The organism is Agrobacterium sp. SUL3 (assembly GCF_001263295.1).
In the GTDB taxonomy this organism is placed as follows: Bacteria; Pseudomonadota; Alphaproteobacteria; order Rhizobiales; family Rhizobiaceae; genus Agrobacterium; species Agrobacterium tomkonis.
This window is the reverse complement of the sequence record NZ_KQ414506.1, coordinates 164399-182456: the sequence shown is the minus strand read 5'-3', so window position 1 is coordinate 182456 and position 18058 is coordinate 164399. Positions and strand designations below refer to the sequence as shown.

General features: G+C 59.9%; 18 protein-coding genes. 10 read left to right on the top strand and 8 right to left on the bottom strand.

The window, feature by feature from the left end:
* Position 1: 1 nt before the first annotated feature.
* The 5 genes from tgt to coaD form a co-directional block, all read right to left on the bottom strand.
* Positions 2–1132 carry a tRNA guanosine(34) transglycosylase Tgt gene (tgt, locus tag AKG12_RS17430; protein ID WP_052819794.1) on the bottom strand — a complete coding sequence of 377 codons (1131 nt, stop codon included), beginning with the start codon at positions 1130–1132 and terminating at the stop codon, positions 2–4.
* On the bottom strand, positions 1132–2214 hold the full coding sequence (gene queA / locus AKG12_RS17425; protein WP_052819793.1) for a tRNA preQ1(34) S-adenosylmethionine ribosyltransferase-isomerase QueA: 1083 nt from the start codon (positions 2212–2214) through the stop codon (positions 1132–1134). Before queA ends, tgt begins: the two co-directional genes overlap by 1 nt.
* 238 nt (positions 2215–2452) lie before the next feature.
* Positions 2453–2962 carry a peptidylprolyl isomerase gene (locus tag AKG12_RS17420; RefSeq protein WP_046798353.1) on the bottom strand — a complete coding sequence of 170 codons (510 nt, stop codon included), beginning with the start codon at positions 2960–2962 and terminating at the stop codon, positions 2453–2455.
* 36 nt (positions 2963–2998) lie between these two features.
* Positions 2999–3568, bottom strand: coding sequence for a peptidylprolyl isomerase (locus AKG12_RS17415; RefSeq protein ID WP_052819792.1), 570 nt, complete (start codon positions 3566–3568; stop codon positions 2999–3001).
* A 29-nt stretch (positions 3569–3597) separates the two neighbouring features.
* On the bottom strand, positions 3598–4092 hold the full coding sequence (coaD, locus tag AKG12_RS17410; protein WP_046798351.1) for a pantetheine-phosphate adenylyltransferase: 495 nt from the start codon (positions 4090–4092) through the stop codon (positions 3598–3600).
* 437 nt (positions 4093–4529) lie between these two features.
* Between coaD and AKG12_RS17405 the strand changes: the two genes are divergently transcribed.
* The 8 genes from AKG12_RS17405 (at position 4530) to AKG12_RS17370 (ending at position 12229) form a co-directional block, all read left to right on the top strand.
* On the top strand, positions 4530–4709 hold the full coding sequence (locus tag AKG12_RS17405; protein ID WP_046798466.1) for a hypothetical protein: 180 nt from the start codon (positions 4530–4532) through the stop codon (positions 4707–4709).
* A 40-nt stretch (positions 4710–4749) separates the two neighbouring features.
* Complete coding sequence (locus AKG12_RS31045) at positions 4750–4884, top strand: hypothetical protein (protein ID WP_256367998.1); 135 nt, start codon at positions 4750–4752, stop codon at positions 4882–4884.
* A 270-nt stretch (positions 4885–5154) separates the two neighbouring features.
* Positions 5155–7047 (top strand): peptidyl-prolyl cis-trans isomerase, encoded by a 1893-nt coding sequence (locus tag AKG12_RS17395; RefSeq protein WP_046798350.1) that lies wholly within the window; start codon positions 5155–5157, stop codon positions 7045–7047.
* Between the two features lie 16 nt (positions 7048–7063).
* Positions 7064–8107 carry an anthranilate phosphoribosyltransferase gene (gene trpD, locus AKG12_RS17390; protein ID WP_046798349.1) on the top strand — a complete coding sequence of 348 codons (1044 nt, stop codon included), beginning with the start codon at positions 7064–7066 and terminating at the stop codon, positions 8105–8107.
* 10 nt (positions 8108–8117) lie between these two features.
* Positions 8118–8933, top strand: a complete 816-nt coding sequence (trpC, locus tag AKG12_RS17385; RefSeq protein ID WP_052819790.1) for an indole-3-glycerol phosphate synthase TrpC — start codon at positions 8118–8120, stop codon at positions 8931–8933.
* A gap of 7 nt (positions 8934–8940) precedes the next feature.
* Positions 8941–9432: a cyclic pyranopterin monophosphate synthase MoaC gene (gene moaC, locus AKG12_RS17380; RefSeq protein WP_052819789.1), complete on the top strand. Its 492-nt coding sequence runs from the start codon at positions 8941–8943 to the stop codon at positions 9430–9432.
* Complete coding sequence (locus AKG12_RS17375) at positions 9433–10650, top strand: molybdopterin molybdotransferase MoeA (protein WP_052819788.1); 1218 nt, start codon at positions 9433–9435, stop codon at positions 10648–10650.
* Between the two features lie 508 nt (positions 10651–11158).
* Positions 11159–12229 (top strand): GGDEF domain-containing protein, encoded by a 1071-nt coding sequence (locus AKG12_RS17370; RefSeq protein WP_046798345.1) that lies wholly within the window; start codon positions 11159–11161, stop codon positions 12227–12229.
* A 415-nt stretch (positions 12230–12644) separates the two neighbouring features.
* Here AKG12_RS17370 and AKG12_RS17365 read toward each other — a convergent pair whose 3' ends face one another.
* The 3 genes from AKG12_RS17365 to AKG12_RS17355 all read right to left on the bottom strand — a co-directional run bounded on the left by AKG12_RS17365 (position 12645) and on the right by AKG12_RS17355 (position 15758).
* A complete protein-coding gene (locus AKG12_RS17365; RefSeq protein ID WP_052819787.1) occupies positions 12645–13253 on the bottom strand; it encodes a pyridoxamine 5'-phosphate oxidase family protein in 609 nt (202 codons plus the stop codon).
* Positions 13254–13299: 46 nt separating this feature from the next.
* Complete coding sequence (locus tag AKG12_RS17360; RefSeq protein WP_046798343.1) at positions 13300–15111, bottom strand: monovalent cation:proton antiporter-2 (CPA2) family protein; 1812 nt, start codon at positions 15109–15111, stop codon at positions 13300–13302.
* Positions 15112–15389: 278 nt separating this feature from the next.
* The gene (locus AKG12_RS17355; RefSeq protein WP_046798342.1) at positions 15390–15758 is read right to left on the bottom strand and encodes a gamma-butyrobetaine hydroxylase family protein; all 369 of its coding nucleotides are present in this window, start codon (positions 15756–15758) and stop codon (positions 15390–15392) included.
* 107 nt (positions 15759–15865) lie between these two features.
* Here AKG12_RS17355 and moaA point away from each other — a divergent pair, with 107 nt between their 5' ends.
* Positions 15866–16915: a GTP 3',8-cyclase MoaA gene (moaA, locus tag AKG12_RS17350; RefSeq protein ID WP_052819870.1), complete on the top strand. Its 1050-nt coding sequence runs from the start codon at positions 15866–15868 to the stop codon at positions 16913–16915.
* A 173-nt stretch (positions 16916–17088) separates the two neighbouring features.
* The gene (locus tag AKG12_RS17345) at positions 17089–18057 is read left to right on the top strand and encodes a DMT family transporter (RefSeq protein WP_046798341.1); all 969 of its coding nucleotides are present in this window, start codon (positions 17089–17091) and stop codon (positions 18055–18057) included.
* Position 18058: the final 1 nt, after the last annotated feature.

Genomic DNA, 18058 nt, shown 5'->3' with positions numbered 1-18058 from the left:
GTCAGATCGGGTCTATATCGCCCCGCGCCCACATTTCTATGGTTTCCGCATAAAAATCGGCGAAACGGCCTTCCTCGATCGACTTGCGGATACCCTGCATCAGCTCCTGATAATAGGCAAGATTGTGCCAGGACAGCAGCATGCCGCCCAGCGCCTCGTTGGAGCGGGTGAGATGATGCAGATAGGCGCGGGAATAATCGCGCGAGGCCGGGCAGTTGGACTGCTCGTCGAGCGGCCGCATATCTTCGGCATGGCGGGCGTTGCGGATATTGACGCGGCCACGACGGGTAAAGGCAAGCCCGTGACGGCCAGAACGGGTCGGCATCACGCAGTCGAACATGTCGATGCCGCGCACCACCGATTTCAGGATATCATCAGGTGTGCCGACGCCCATCAGGTAACGCGGCTTTTCGGTGGGCAGCACCGGCAGGGTGATGTCGAGCATGCCGAGCATCACATCCTGCGGCTCGCCGACGGCAAGGCCGCCGACCGCATAGCCCTTGAGATCAAGCTGCTTCAGCCCTTCGGCGGAGCGGATGCGCAAATCCGGCTGGTCGCCGCCCTGCACGATGCCGAACATGGCCTTGCCTTGCTGTTCGCCGAAGGCGACGCGGCAGCGCTCCGCCCAGCGCAGCGACATTTCCATGGCGCGCTCGATTTCCTTGCGCTCGGCCGGCAGCGCGATGCATTCGTCGAGCTGCATCTGGATATCGGAATCGAGCATGCCCTGAATTTCGATCGAGCGTTCCGGCGACATGTGGTGCAGCGAACCGTCCACATGGCTCTTGAAGGTCACGCCCTTCTCGTCCAGCTTGCGCAGGCCGGAAAGCGACATGACCTGAAAACCGCCGCTATCGGTCAGGATCGGATGCGGCCAGCGGATCAGCTCATGCAGACCACCGAGACGGGCAACACGCTCCGGACCCGGCCGCAGCATCAGGTGATAGGTATTGCCGAGAATGATATCGGCCCCCAGCTCACGCACCTGATCGAGATACATGGCCTTGACGGTGCCGACGGTGCCAACAGGCATGAAGGCGGGCGTGCGGATGACGCCGCGCGGCATGGCGACTTCGCCGAGGCGCGCGCCGCCGCTCGTGGCTTTCAGGGTGAAGGTGAATTTGTCGTGCATCAGTTTTTCCGGAACAGCAGGCTGGAATCGCCATAGGAATAAAAACGGTATCCGGTTTCGATCGCGCGCTTGTAAGCGTCACGCATCGTTTCGAGACCGCAGAAAGCCGAAACCAGCATGAACAGCGTCGATTTCGGCAGGTGGAAATTGGTCATCAGAATATCGACCGCACGGAAACGATAACCGGGCGTGATGAAGATGCCGGTGGCGTCGGACCATGGGTGGATCACGCCATTCTCGTCAGCCGCGCTTTCGATCAGCCGCAGCGAGGTGGTGCCGACGCAGACGATGCGCCCGCCCCGCGTTTTCACCGCATTCAGCCGGTCGGCGGTTTCCTGCGATACCTGGCCGATCTCGAAATGCATCTTGTGATCGTCCGTATCGTCGGACTTTACCGGAAGGAAAGTGCCTGCCCCAACGTGAAGCGTCACGAAATGCCGCTCGATTCCCGCCTTGTCGAGCGCCGCAAACAGGTCAGGCGTGAAATGAAGCCCGGCGGTGGGGGCAGCGACAGCGCCCTTTTCGCGGGCATAAATGGTCTGGTAGTCCGTCTGGTCCTGCGCATCTTCCGGCCGTTTGGCGGCGATGTAAGGCGGCAAAGGAATATGGCCGACGGAAGCGATCGCCTCATCCAGCACCGGGCCGGAAACGTCGAACAGCAACGTTATCTCGCCATCCTCGCCCTTTGCTTCGACGGTGGCCTCCAGATGGGCAAGGCCGCAGGCATTGTCGCGCTCGTAACCGAAACGGATACGGTCGCCTTCCTTGATACGCTTGCCGGGACGGGCAAAAGCCTTCCAGCGCGACTGGTCGGCACGCATGTGCAGCGTGGCCGAAACCGCCGTCTCAGGCGCACCTTCGCGCAGCCTGACACCTTCCAGCTGGGCGGGGATAACGCGGGTGTCGTTGAACACAAGCGCATCGCCGGGCCGCAGGAAAGACGGCAGATCGAAAACGCGATGGTCCTCCATGCGGTTTTCATTCGGATCGACCACCAGCAGGCGCGCGCTGTCGCGCGGGTTCGCCGGGCGAAGGGCGATATTCTCCTCGGGCAGATCGAAATCGAACAGGTCTACACGCATTGCAAGGGCTCTCGAAAATATCAAAACCCGCCTCGCAGCAAACTGCCGGCGGGTCGTTGTTGGTGAAGAGGCTTCCTCCCCTCGACGTCATCCTCGGGCTTGACCCGAGGATCCACGACATCGCCGGGTAATGGATCCTCGGGTCAAGCCCGAGGATGACGTCGAGTGCGAGGAACACCCCATCAGCAAAACATTCGCCCGCCCTGCAATTCAGCAAGGCGGGAGAAACCTTCTATCCTCAGGCCGCGGAAGCAAGCTTGATGGAAACGATCGAATCGGGATCCTTCACCGGCTCGCCGCGCTTGACCTTGTCGATGGCTTCCATGCCTTCGATGACCTGGCCCCACACGGTGTACTGCTTGTTCAGCCAGGGCGAATCGGTGAAGCAGATGAAGAACTGCGAGTTGGCGGAGTTCGGGCTCTGCGAACGGGCCATGGAGCAGGTGCCGCGAACGTGCGGAATGGCGGAAAACTCAGCCTTGAGGTCTTCCTTTTCAGAGCCGCCCATGCCGGCGCGTGCCGGGTTGAAGCTTTCCGAACCCTTCTTGCCGAACTTCACGTCGCCCGTCTGGGCCATGAAGTCTTCGATGACGCGGTGGAAAACGACGCCGTCATAAGCACCTTCCGATACCAGTTCCTTGATGCGGGCAACGTGGCCAGGCGCAACTTCCGGAAGCAGCTGGATCACGACCTTGCCGGTCGTCGTTTCCATGATGATGGTGTTTTCCGGATCCTTGATCTCGGCCATGATTATTCTCCTCTGTTCGGGCTCTATTGCCCCACCTTACTTTTTGCCGACGGTGACCTTGATCATCCGGTCGGGGTTGGAAACTTCGCCGTTGCCGCCGGCGCCACGCTTGATCTTGTCCACGGCTTCCATGCCGGACACGACCTTGCCGACCACGGTATATTGGCCGTTCAGGAACGGACCGTCGGCGAACATGATGAAGAACTGCGAATTGGCGGAATTCGGATCCTGCGAACGGGCCATGCCGACCACGCCCCGTGTGAACGGCGTCTTGGAGAACTCAGCCGGAATATCCGGCAGGTCGGAGCCGCCGGTGCCAGCGCGCTGGGCGCTGAAACCCTTTTCCATGTTGCCGTACTGCACGTCGCCGGTCTGCGCCATGAAACCGTCGATGACGCGGTGGAAGGCGACGTTGTCATAAGCGCCCTTCTTGGCCAGCGCCTCGATCTGCGCCACGTGCTTGGGCGCGACTTCCGGCATCAGCTCGATGACAACGGGACCGTCCTTCAGCTGTACGGTGAGAAGTTCGGCGGCGGAAGCAATGGTGCTGGCGGCAAGTGCGCCTGCAAACATGGCGCCGGCAAAGGCAAATCGAACGAGTTTCATCGGATTGGCTCCAGAATGTGGGGCTGAAGTCAGCGCTTCAGCTTGGCGTTGAGGGCTTCAAGCACGGCTTTCGGCACGAAGGCGTCGACATTGCCGCCCATGGCGGCGATCTGCCGGACCAATGTGGCTGTAATGGGTCGCGACGAGGTGCCGGCGGGCAGGAACACGGTCTGGATATCAGGCGCCATCTGGCGGTTCATGCCGGCCATCTGCATTTCATAATCGAGATCGGTGCCATCGCGCAGGCCGCGCAGCAAAAGGCGCGCTCCGTGCTGACGGGCGGCATCCACCACCAGATTGTCGAAGGAGACGACTTCCATGCGCGCCGCTTCGCCCGGCAGATGTTCGGCAAGCGCCTGCTTTATCAGCGCCGCCCGCTCCTCAAAGCTGAACAGCGGCGCTTTTCCGGGATGAATGCCGACGGCAACGATGACTTTCGACGCCACGTTCAGCGCCTGGATAAGCACATCCAGATGTCCGTTGGTCATCGGATCGAATGATCCTGGATAAAAGGCAATCGTCATATCGCTCTCAGATGGTGGGCGCGCTTCGATGCTGGGTATCATGTGCCCGCCTTTTGTCATGGAGAGGCACGCGGCGCAAGACATTATAACCGCACGGCACAACCGCGGCTGTGCCGTGAACCCGCGATGAATGGGCCGTTCAGTGCGGTTTCAGAGCTATTTTGTTTAAATGCACAACATCGGGAAACCGAAACGCCCCTCACTCGTTAAGCATCCGGAGAATTGAAAATGCTGGCCTTCATGATCGTCCTTTCGGTCATCGCATCATTCGCTGCCGAGTATCTTTTTCTCGAATGACGCCCTTAGCCAGTTTCCTGAACGCCAGATGAACGAGCCATTCAAGGAAGTTTCACAGGCGCGATGCTAATCGATTTTTACGATTGACGCGGAACATGTTGAGGCATGGCGCGTTAAGAAAGAACCAAAGGAACGGACAGATGTTTGTAAGAGAAAAACAGTCTACTTCGGCGAAAATCAGCGTCATCAGCACCGCCTGGACAGTACTGGTTATCGCAATGGTAGCAACGACGTTTAGCCTTTATGAGCAGAAGCCTGAAGCCCAGGGACCGGACTACCCGCAGCTGACCGCCCGCTACCAGTATATGAATTATTACTGATAACGGGGAAAATTTCCTCGAAACTCCCGGAGACGATATCATGTTCACATTTCTGACGATGCTTCTGGCCCTGATCAGCGTAATGTTCGTGACATCGATGATCTCCGTCATCGCCGAGATGCGGCGTGAAGACGAGGAATTCAAGGCGACGATCCGGCGCGACCGCGCTTTCTAGGCGCGGCGGGCGGTCCTAACAGCCGATTAAAAAACGATTCTTCGCAACCGCCTGGGCGCTCCGGGCGGTTTTATTTTGCGCCTCATGACAGCAATCCGGCGAAGATGAAGGCGGAAAAACTCCGCTCCAATCACATAAGCGTTTTCAAAACCCCGTTTTTCCAAGGGAAATTCCCTTCAATTTCCGTTTGGATTGATTTAAGGAACGCCGATACGTTGCGGGCCGGAAGGCTGGCGACCGCGATGACGTTCCTGTGAGGTTTGCATAACGATGCTCGATTCCCTGAGAAATGCTTCTCGAACCATGGCAGCCAAGCTGCTGCTTCTCCTGCTTGTTGTTTCGTTTGGCGTCTGGGGCGTCTCCGCATCGCTTGTCACCGCCAATTCCCACGCCGTCATGACGGTGGGTGACCAGACGGTCAGCCCGCAGGAGTTCCGCCTCGCCTATCAGCGCCAGATTTCCGATCTCAGCCGCCAGTTCGGCACAAGGCTGACGACCGAACAGGCCAAGGCCTTCGGCATCGACCGGCAGGTCTTCAGCCAGCTTGCGGCAGGGGCATCGCTCGACGAGCTTGCATCCAAGATGAATCTCGGCCTTTCGGAAGATCGCCTTGCTAAGCTCATTGCCGAGGACCCGGCCTTCAAGTCGGTCAACGGCCAGTTCGACCGCAATCTGTTCAGCGAACGCCTGCGCAATTCCGGCTTCCGCGAGGACGACTATATCAAGGAACGCAGCAAGGTTGCCGTCAGAAGCCAGATTGTCGAAGCCGTGTCAGATGGTTTTGCCGCACCGCAGGTGCTGGTGGATGCACTGAAGCAGTATCGCAATGAGCAGCGCGCGGTCGATTACGTCATTCTTTCCAACGCCGTCATCCCGCCGGTCAAGGCACCGGGCGACGATGTGCTCACGCCGTGGTTTGAAACCAACAAGACGAAATATCGCGCACCGGAATTCCGCAAGTTCACCTATGTGAAGCTGGAGCCGTCAGACATTGCCGATCAGGCTTCGGTGACCGACGCGCAGATCGCCGACTATTATAACAGCCACAAGGACAGCTTCCGCACCGCCGGCCGCCGCACGGTTGAACAGCTGACCTTTACGGACAAGGAAATGGCTGCCGCTGCCGCCGAACAGATCCGTCTCGGCAACACCACCTATGATCAGGTGGTGAAGGATCAGGGCAAGACCGCTTCCGACGTGACGCTCGGCGAATTCACCAAGGACACGATCCCCGACCAGTCGATTGCCGACGCAGCCTTCGGCATCCAGAAGGATGGCGGCGTGTCTGCCGTCGTCGAAGGCTCCTTCGGCCCGGTCATCCTGCGCGTCACCGGCATCAAGCCGGAAACCACCCGCACGCTGGAAGAAGCCAAGGAAGATATCCGCAAGGACCTCGCTACTGCCGCAGCGGCGGAAGAAGTCACCAATGTACACGACCGTTACGAGGATCTGCGCGCCGGTGGTTCGTCGCTTGCCGATGCCGCAAAGCAGCTGAACCTCAAGCCCGTCACCATTGCCGCCATCGATGCCGCCGGCCTCGATGAAAAGGGCGACGCGGTCGAAGGCCTGCCTTCGCCGCAACTGGCGCAGGAAGTCTTCAAGACCGAACCCGGCACCGAAGCCCTGCCGATCAATCTCGGCCGCGAAGGTTACATCTGGTTCGATGCCGAGCAGATCATCCCCGCCCGTGACCGCACGCTTGCCGAAGTACGCGACGATGTCGTGGCCGACTGGACGTCCGAGCAGCAGCGCACAGCACTTGCCGCCAAGGCCGACGAGCTGAAGGCCCGCGTTGAAAAGGGCGAAACACTTGAGGCTGTTGCCGGCGAGCTCAGCCTTGCCGTCGAACAGAAATCCGGCCTGCGCCGCACCAGTGAGGATGCGATTTTCGGCCGACAGACGATTGCTGCCGTTTTCTCCGGCGCTGAAGGCGTGGTTGGCACGGCGGCAGATGCCGAGGGTTCCAGCCGCATCCTCTTCAAGGTCACCTCGGTTGACACCAACGCCCCGGCCGACGCGCTTGCCAATGACGACCAGCAATTTACCGCCATTGCCCGTGCAGCCGGCGACGATATGCTGGACCAGATGGTCAACCGTCTGCAGAACGACTATGGTGTGACCATCAATCAGGCCCTCGCCGATCAGGCGATGGTCGGCTTCTGACCGGGGGGCGGAAACCATGGCCGAACTGAAGCCGCTGATCGCCAAGGTCGCGAACGGAGAAAGCCTGAACCGCGAGGATGCGCGGACGGCCTTTGACATTCTGATGTCGGGCGAAGCCACCCCGTCGCAGATCGGCGGTTTCCTGATGGCGCTGCGCGTGCGCGGCGAAACGGTCGACGAAATCGTCGGCGCCGTTTCCTCCATGCGCGCCCGCATGCTGCCGGTCTCGGCTCCCGCCAATGCCATCGATATCGTCGGAACCGGCGGTGATGGCATCGGCACCTATAATATCTCGACGCTGGCTTCGATCATCGTTGCCGGCACGGGCCTGCCGGTCGCCAAGCATGGCAACCGGGCGCTGAGCTCCAAATCGGGCACGGCGGATGCCTTGTCCGCGCTCGGCGTGAAGCTCGATATCGGTCCTGATCTCATCGCCCGCTGCATCGCAGAGGCGGGGCTTGGCTTCATGTTCGCGCAGATGCACCATTCCGCCATGCGCCATGTCGGCCCGAGCCGTGTCGAACTCGGCACAAGGACGATCTTCAACCTGCTCGGCCCGCTCTCCAACCCGGCGGGTGCAAAGCGCCAGTTGCTCGGCGTCTTTTCGCCGCGCTGGCTGGTGCCGCTTGCCGAAGTGCTGCGCGATCTCGGTTCGGAAAGCATCTGGGTCGTACATGGCGATGGCATGGATGAAGTCACCACCACGGGCGTCACCCATGTGGCAGCGCTGGAAGATGGCAAGATCCGCACCTTCGATCTGACCCCGAAGGATTTCGGTGTCGACGTCGCGGCAATGGCTGATCTCAAGGGCGGCGATGGCATTGCCAATGCGGCGGCATTGCGCGACGTCCTGTCGGGCAAACGCAATGCCTATCGTGACGTGTCGCTCTGCAACGCGGCTGCTGCCCTTGTCATCGCCGGCAAGGCCGAAACATTGGGTCAGGCGATGGCGATCGTCAGCGAGGCGCTGGACAGCGGTGCGGCGGCGGCGGCGCTTGACCGTCTGGTCCTCGTTTCCAACGAAGCAGATGCCACGCAGGCCGACCACAAGCAGGAATGAGAGCGAGACCATGAGCGACATTCTGAAAAAGATCGAAATCTACAAGCGCGAAGAAATCGCCGCTGCCAAGGCCACGGTCTCATTGGCCGATCTGAAAGCCATGGCCGAAGGCCAGAGCGCGCCGCGTGGTTTCTACAAGGCACTCCGGGCAAAACAGGCCGAAGGCAAGTTCGGCCTGATCGCCGAGATCAAGAAGGCCAGCCCGTCGAAAGGCCTGATCCGCCCGGATTTCGATCCGCCGGCGCTGGCTGCTGACTATGAGGCGGGCGGTGCCGCCTGTCTTTCGGTGCTGACGGATAGGCCAAGCTTTCAGGGCGCCCCGGAATTCCTGACCGCCGCCCGCAATGCCTGCGCCCTGCCGGCGCTGCGCAAGGATTTCATGTTCGATACCTATCAGGTGCATGAGGCCCGCGCCTGGGGCGCAGACTGCATTCTCCTCATCATGGCGTCGCTCTCCGACGATGAAGCCAAACGCCTTGAAGACGAGGCTTTCATGCTCGGCATGGATGTGCTGGTCGAGGTGCATGACGCGGAGGAAACCGAACGGGCCCTGAAGCTCGCCTCGCCGCTGCTTGGCATCAACAATCGCAACCTGCGCACCTTCGAGGTCAGCCTCGAAACCAGCGAGAAGCTGGCGGGCCTCGTGCCGGCCGAAAAGCTGCTGGTGGGCGAGAGCGGCATCTTCACCTTCGAAGATTGCCAGCGTCTCGAAAAAAGCGGCATCAGCACCTTCCTCGTCGGCGAAAGCCTGATGCGCAAGGACGATGTGGCCGCGGCCACCAAAGCGCTGCTGACGGGCCAATCCGGCATTCTGGCAGCCGAGTAATATCCCGATGAGCGATGGCCAGAAGCTCACCCATATCGATGCCAGCGGCGAGGCGCATATGGTCGATGTCGGCGACAAGACCGAAACGACCCGTGTCGCCGTCGCCGAAGGCTTCGTGAAGATGAAACCGGAAACGCTGGCGCTCATCCGCGACGGCAACGCCAAGAAGGGCGATGTTATCGGCACCGCCCGGCTGGCCGGCATCATGGCCGCCAAACAGACGGCCAATCTCATCCCGCTCTGCCATCCGCTGATGCTGACCAAGGTCGCGGTGGACATTACCGAAGATACCGCCCTGCCCGGCCTGCGCGTCGAGGCCATGGTGAAACTGTCGGGCAAGACCGGTGTGGAAATGGAGGCGCTGACCGCCGTTTCCATCGCCTGCCTGACGATCTATGACATGGCGAAGGCTGCCGACAAGGCGATGGAAATCGTCAATATCCGCCTGCTCGAAAAGAGCGGTGGCAAATCCGGTGATTTTCGCCGGCAGGAGAGCTGAATGAAACCGCTGCTGCCCGTAGATGATGCCACAAGGCGCCTTCTGGAAGCGGCGGTTCCGGTAACCGGTAGCGAAACCCTGCCGCTTGCCGAATGTGACGGCCGCGTCCTCTCGGCCGATCTGGCGGCGCGCCTCACCCAACCGCCTTTTGACGCCTCGGCCATGGATGGCTACGCGCTGCGCAGCACCGATGCCCCTGAGATCGGCTCAGTCCTGACCGTCATCGGCCAGGCGGCTGCTGGCCATGCTTTTACCGGCACTCTGGGTGAAGGCGAAGCAGTGCGCATCTTCACCGGCGCGCCCGTGCCTGAGGGAGCCGATACCATCCTCATTCAGGAAGATGCGGAAGTGCTGGAAGGTGGCAAGATCCGCACCACCTTCAAAGTCGTAGCCGGGAGACACATTCGCCCCCGCGGGCAGGATTTTGCGCAGGGCGAAACGGTTCTGCAAGCCGGGCGCGAACTCGGCTTCACCGACCTCACACTTGCGGCGGCCATGAACCACGCCACACTTGCCGTCTACCGCAAGCCGCGCATCGCCATCCTCGCCACCGGCGACGAATTGCTGCCGCCGGGAAGCACGCCGAACCCGGCCCAGATCATCGCCTCCAACACTTTCGGCGTCGCAGCCCTCGCCCGTCAGGCGGGCGCCGATATTCTCGACCTCGGCATCATTGCCGATGACGATACGCTGATCCGCGCCGCCATCGGCAAGGCCGTCGCAGCCAAGGTGGATGTGCTGGTGACGTTGGGCGGCGCTTCCGTCGGCGACCACGATCTCGTGCAGGCGGCACTGAAGGCGGAAGGCATGCAGCTGGATTTCTGGCGCATCGCCATGCGCCCCGGAAAGCCGCTGATGGTCGGCACAATCGGCACGATGCAGGTTCTCGGCCTGCCCGGAAACCCAGTCGCCAGCCTCGTCTGCAGCCTCTTGTTTCTCGAACCGCTGATCCGCAGGATCGCCCGCCGCGCGCCTCTGGAACGCAAAGTTACTGTAAGGACCGCAGCGCCGCTAAAGGCCAATGACCATCGGCAGGATTATCTTCGCGCCCGTCTCCGCACCGACGACAGCGGTGAACGCGTGGCGGAAGCATATGCCAAACAGGATTCATCGATGATGAACATCCTTGCCCATTCCGACGTCCTGATCATACGTCCGCCGCATGCGCCGGAAGCACCGGCAGGCACGGAATGCCCGGTTATAAAGCTCAGGACCTGACGCCGCCCGAGAGCCGCCGGATCGAAACGGCACACTGTTTCAAAAGCTCGACAGATATCATCCCAATCCCGGCGCAAACCGCGCCGTCCGGCGCAAACCGCGCCGTCCGGCGTTGAGACCATCAAATAAAAACTGTAAGATTCTTGCGTTTGGACATGAGTGGCGAAATTTTCCGCCTATAGGCCATGTCTTGCCGAATTGAAAAATGCCCTGACCTGACGTTTCCCTTCCTCGCATCCTGTATTGCTGTGCCAAAATAAATCACTCGAAAAGCGTTATCGGGATTGACAGAATAAATACGATGCTGTCACCAAGGCGAATAGTAGAGGGAAAAAACTCCGGAAATCTCTAAAAATGAAAATTACTTATAATTATCAATTAAATAAGATAAAAATCAGCGAAAATGGAATTTCCGGGAACAAAAATTAGTTTTCCATAAATTAAGCTTTCCAAAACAGCCCGCATAATAATAATCATTGTCTATAAGCAGACTCACTGGAGTTTCTTGATGAACACGGCATCCACGCCCAAAACAACGGGACCCGACATTGCCGGGCAGATTGCCTACGCCATGCGGAGCATGGGTGTTTCGCCGATCCCGCGTAATTACAGCCTTTTCTACGAAGCCTATATTGGCTCGAACCCGGCGCTGACGAAGGATCTGGCGGCACTTGGAAGCCGGGCCACGCAGGAGGATCTGGACGAACTGTCCACGCGCCACGGCGAAAGCAATCCGGTCAGGGCAATCGACGACGCGCATGAAAAGCTCAGGCGTGAACTGGAAGCGTTGCTGGGCACATTGCGGCGGGAACAATCCTCCATCGAGAACTACAACAGGATACTTGGCGAAACGCGCCAGCGCATCGATGACAAGAACGCCTCCAGCACAAATATTCTGAAGAATGCGATCCTGTTGCTGGCCGAAGCCACGGGCACAAAGATCACCGACGGTGAAAAGGCGTTCAACGACGTCAATCGCCATGCCGAGGAAATGCACCAGGTCCGCCTGGAGCTGGATGAATATAAGCGCATCGCCAATACCGACTCGCTGACGCGCCTTTCCAACCGCCGCGCCTTCGACGACCGGCTGGCTTCCGTCTACGACAGCTCCATCGGCCTGCAATACACATCGCTGGTGCTGCTCGATATCGACCATTTCAAGCGGATAAACGATACGTTCGGCCATCCGGTCGGAGACAAGATACTGGCAACCGTCGCCTCGGTCATCCGCGCGAATGTCCGCAAGGACGGTTTCGTCGCAAGAAGCGGCGGTGAGGAATTCGCGATCATTCTCGACGGCAATACGCCGGAGGAAGTGATGGTGATGTGCGAGCGCATCCGCCTGTCGCTGGAAAGCACGCCCTTCCGCAATTCAAGATCCGGCGCCGATTATGGCACGGTGACGATCTCCATCGGTTTTGCCTCCGCTTCGCAGGCCAACAATCCGGGCGAACTTTATGGCCATGCCGACACGGCGCTTTACCACGCCAAGGAAACCGGCAGAAACCGCTCCGTCTTTTACGAGGACGGCATGCAGAAGAACTATACCGGCAAGAACTGGCTGATTTACCGGACGTGAATGATGAAAAGACGGAGACATCTTCTCCGTCATGCTGGACCTGGTGGCATGTAAGTTAATGGTGAACGTTGCGCATTTTTCTCGACGTCATCCTTGGGCTTGTCCCAAGAATCTAAACACGTCAACAAAATCAGGACGTTGCAGATCCTCGGGACAGGCCCGAGGATGACGTCGGAGTGCTTGGCGAGGTTTGCCATTCATCGGATGACGCACATACTTCATTCATGTCAGAAAGCTGGGATGCGTCTGAACAGCACTGAAAATCAATGCTTTAGACGGGAATCGAAAATTTAAACCGGACAACAGTGGCTCAAGGCCGGCGTGGTGACGAGCTATGCATGCTCCTTTTTCGCCAATGGCGTGAGCCTTGCAAAGCCTTGCTTAGCAGCCCCGATGGTCGCTTCGGCATGGCGCCTCACCACATCGTAGCCGCCGCCCGCGCCGCCCATTCGCGGTCATAGGTTTCCTGATCGAACTCCGCTTTCGCGGCTTTCAGCAGCACACCCGGCGTGGGGAGCGACGCCGGTTCAACGAAGTGTTCCGGGTTCCACAGTTCCGAACGCATCAATGCCCGGGCGCACTGGAAATAGACCTCATCAATCGTCACCACGATGACGGTGCGCGGATGTTTGCCGTCCATCTCAAAGCTCTGCAGCAGCTCCGGATCAACCGAAACTACGGCGCGGCCGTTGATACGCATCGTCGTATTCGAGCCGGGAATGAGGAACATCAGCGCCACCCGTGGGTCACGCACGATGTTGAGAAGGGAGTCGACACGGTTGTTGCCGCGCCAGTCCGGCAGCAGCACGGTCTTTTCATCCGCCACCCGCACCACGCCGCCCTTGTCACCACGCGGTGAACAGTCCATGCCTTCCGGCCCCACCGTCGCCAGCGCCAGAAAGGGTGACGCCTCGATCATCAGCCGGTATTCCGCCGTGAGCGTGGCCGTCACCTTCGCAACCGAGGCTTCGCTCGTGCCGCCATAGATGGCCTTCAGTTCCTCAACAGTACGAATGATCGTCATATTCGCCTCAATCCCTCGAAATTTGCTTCATCTGTCGGAAGGGCATTTACTCTTCCGACGCTTCTGCCTTTTCCCGTTCCGCCCGCTCGCGTGCCGTGCGCGCGGCGACGAGATCGGCCGGCTGGGCATTGCCGCGGATCAGCGAACGGCCGGCATAAATGCCGCCGACGACTTCCATGGCGAAACGTTCCTCGTCGCGGTCACGGAATTCCTCCACCAGACGGGCAGCGTCTTCGCGCTCTTCGCCCATGGCGCCCAGCACTTCCTCGCTGAAATTCAGCGCCGATTCCAGCGTCTCGCGGATCTGGTAATCCACGCCGGCCTTCAGAAGATCGATGGCGTGGCCACGGTCATAGGCGCGGGCGAGAACCGGAACCAGCGGGAATTCGTGCTTGACGATCTCCGCGATCCGCACCGCCGCATCCTTGTCGTCGACACAGATGAGAACGGCGCGCGCCGTGCTGGCGCCCGCCGCATGCAGGATTTCCGCCCGCGATCCGTCGCCATAATAGACCTTGAAACCGAACTCCGCCGCATCGCGTACGAATTCGGCATCCTTGTCGATGAGAGACAGCGTGTATCCCCGCGCCAGAAGCGGCTGGCTGACGATCTGGCCGAAACGCCCGAAGCCGATCAGCAGAATGCTGCCCTCGACATTCTCAGGCACATCGAGATCATCGGTATTGGGAACCGCAGCCGGCACCAGCCGGTCGTGCAGAATGACCATCAGCGGCGTCAGCACCATCGAAATGATGATGGTCGCCGTCAGGATGGCGTTAGCCTCCCGGTCGAGAATGCCGGCGCTGACGGCGGCGGAATAAAGCACGAAGGCGAATTCGCCGCCCTGCGCCATCAGCACCGCCCGCTCCAGGCTCTCGCGGCGCGTGGTGCCGAGCGCCCGCGCCACACCATAGATGAGAAAACCCTTGAGCAGCATATAGCCCGCGACGCTGACGACCACCAGCTGCCAGTTGGACGCGATGACGGCAAGGTCGATCGCCATGCCGACACCGAGGAAAAACAGGCCGAGCAGAATGCCGCGAAACGGCTCGATATCCGCTTCCAGCTGATGCCGGAAGGAGGATTCCGACAAAAGCACGCCGGCAAGGAAAGCGCCCATGGCCATGGAAAGCCCGCTGACCTGCATCAGCAGCGCAGACCCCAGCACCACCAGCAGGGCGGCGGCCGTCATCACCTCACGCGCACCGGAGGCGGCGAGCAGCCGGAAGAACGGGTTGAGCAGATAACGCCCGGCAAGAATGAGCGCGCCGACGGCGGCAAGCGCGATGCCCACGGAAATCCAGCGCTCAGAGGGCGTCACATGTTCGCCGCCCGAGCCGAGAAAGGCGACAAGCGCCAGAAGCGGCACGATGGCCAGATCCTCAAACAGCAGGATGGCGATGATGCGCTGGCCTTTCAGGCTCGACATGCTGTTGCGCTCCTGCAGCATCTGCATGACGATCGCCGTTGAGGTCAGCACGAAACCTGTGCCGGCGACAAAGGACATGATGACGGGAAAGCCGAGACCAACTCCGATCAATGTCAGGCCCGCCATACAGACCAGCACCTGCAGCGCCCCGAGCCCAAAAATATCCTGCCGCATCGACCACAGCCGCGACGGCTGCATTTCAAGGCCAATGATGAACAGGAACATCACCACGCCGAGTTCCGCTATATGCAGAATGGCCTGCGAATCGGAGAAAAAACCGAGGCCGTAAGGCCCGATCACCAGGCCGGCGGCCAGATAACCCAGCACCGAGCCAAGGCCGATGCGCTTGAAAATCGGCGCGGCGACAACGCCTGCCGCCAACAACACGACCACCTGGGCCAGATCATTTCCGTTCGCTTCGACAGCCACACGCCACCCCGCTGAAGTTGATAAAACGAGAGTGCCCCCTCGCCAGATTGCCGGCAAAGCGTAAGAACCTTCCTCCGTCATGCCGGACTAGATCCGGCATCCAGCCACGGCGCGTCTGCGCCGTGAAAAACGAGTCTTTTGCGATCAAAGACTTGATCGCGCTGGACCCCGGATCAAGTCCGGGGTGACGAAGTGCGGATGCCACCATTTTGCCAAACGCACGGGTTTCTCAAGTCTTTGTCATTATCATCGCGAGGTCATCCACCTCCATGTTTTCTCTACCGGGATAGCGGCTCCCTGCTCAAGCCTTTTTCAGCAAGCTGCCGTTGATAATCGTCAAACAGTGCGTCGCCGGTTTCGCCCAGTTCCCTCAGATATTTCCAGGTGTAGATACCGCTGTCATGGCCGTCGTCAAAAACGATGCGAACCGCATAATTGCCGGTGGCGACCATTGAGCGGATGGCGACATTGCGTTTACCGGGCACCGTGACCTTTTGTCCCGGACCGTGGCCCTGTACTTCCGCAGAGGGTGAAAGCACCCGTAACATCTCGGCGGGGAGCCGGTAAACGCTTCCATCGTCAAAGGAAACGGTCAATTCCCGCCGGTCTTTCGACACAAGCAGCTCGGTCGGCCAGACATCACTCATTTTTCACTTCCGTAAGCTCATAATATGCGTCAAAATTACGGACTTGCCTCACGATAGGCAAGCCACTACATCATTTGAAAGGCGCATCGCGCAAAGAGGATGGAGACGTGAACAGTTTCCCCGGATCGCTTGAAAAAGCGCAATTCCTGACGGAAAACAACGCACCGATGATTGATCCCTTCGGCCGCGCCATCACCTATCTGCGCGTTTCAGTCACCGACCGCTGCGATTTCCGCTGCACCTATTGCATGTCCGAACACATGACCTTCCTGCCGAAGAAAGACCTTCTGACGCTGGAAGAGCTCGACCGTCTCTGTTCCGTCTTCATAACGCGCGGCGTGCGCAAGCTCAGGCTCACCGGCGGCGAGCCGCTGGTGCGCAAGAACATCATGTCGCTGGTAAGGAACCTCGGCCGCCACGTGCGCACCGGCGCGCTCACGGAGCTGACGCTGACCACCAATGGCTCGCAGCTTGCCAAATATGCCGATGAGCTGGCCGATTGCGGCGTCAAGCGCATCAATGTCTCGCTCGATACGCTCGACCGCGATAAATTCCGCCAGATCACTCGCTGGGGCGATATCGACCGGGTGATGGAAGGGCTGGATGCCGCACAGGCCGCAGGCATCAAGGTGAAGCTCAACGCCGTGGCGCTGAAGGACTTCAACGACACCGAAATTGCCGAGATCATGCGTTTTGCCCATGGTCGCGGCATGGACCTGACTGTCATCGAAACCATGCCGATGGGCGAGATCGAGGAAGACCGCACCGACCGCTACCTGCCGTTGTCACAGCTGCGCGCCGATCTGGAAAAAAACTTCACGCTCATCGACAGCGACTACCAGACCGGCGGCCCCGCCCGTTATGTGACGGTGAAGGAAACCGGCGGTCGGCTCGGTTTCATCACGCCGATGACCCATAATTTCTGCGAAAGCTGCAACCGTGTCCGCCTCACCTGCACCGGCACGCTCTATATGTGTCTGGGCCAGGACGATGCCGCCGACCTGCGCACGGCGCTGCGCGCTTCCGACAGCGACGCCTATCTTTCCAGCGCCATAGATGAAGCCCTTCTGCGCAAGCCGAAGGGGCACGATTTCATCATCGACCGCACCCACAAACGCCCAGCGGTCGCCCGCCATATGAGCGTGACGGGCGGCTGATCGGCGGCTGAACCTCTTTCTCGTCGACCCACCCATATAAACGGTTGAATTGCCGACGCCTCCGTGCCACGTCTCTTTACATGGAGGAATGCGTCGTCGCGCCCGCGAGGCCGCCCGAAACCGTCTGAAAGGGCGATCAGGGTAAAACTGCGCATGGTCTGGGATCGTATGGAATGGCATTGACGGACAATACGCGCGGCGCGCTTTTCATGGCGCTCGCCATGGCAAGCTTCACGGCCAACGACGCTCTGACGAAATCCGTCACACCCTATATCAACACCGGCCAGATCATGTTCGTGCGCGGCATCATGACCGTGGTGCTGATCTACATTGCCGCACGGCATTTCGGCGCGCTGCGGCCGCTGAAAACCCTGATGCGCCCCATCATCATCCTGCGCTGTCTCTGCGAAGTGACTGCCGCCGTGCTTTATCTGACTGCACTCGGCCTCATCGAATTTTCCAATGCCTCGGCCATATTGCAGTCGCTGCCGCTGGTGGTGACGCTGGGTGCGGCGCTGTTCCTGCGCGAGCCGGTCGGCTGGCGGCGGTGGGTGGCGATCATCGTCGGTTTCATCGGCGTGCTCGTCATCATCAGACCCGGCCCGGAAGGTTTCACGCCCGGTGCATTGCTGGTCGTCGCATCGCTCGCCGTCACCGCCGCACGTGATCTCCTGACCCGGAAAATGTATGCCGATGTGCCCTCGCTCGCCATTACCGTCATCACCGCCACGGTCAACATGGCGGTGGGCGGTCTGCTGATCGTGCCTTTCGGCGGCTGGCAGCCGATGAACGTCACGATCGTCTCGCATCTCGCCGCTTCGGCCATTCTGGTGCTGGTCGGTTATCAGGCGATCATTCTCGCGATGAGATCAGGCGAAATCTCCTTCGTCGCGCCGTTCCGTTATACCGGCCTGCTCTGGGGTTTCATGATCGGTGTGTTCTTCTTCAACGAAAAGATCGACAGTTTCACCATCATCGGCGCCATGATCGTCATCGGTTCAGGCCTCTATACGTTCTACCGCGAAAGCCTGCGAAAGCGTTCGCAGATGGCCAAGCGCGCAGCCGCGACACCAACGGCTGCGACAACAGTGCGGCCGGCTTCCGTAACGAAAACTGCCGTTACGGAAGAGGCGGGAGAATGAG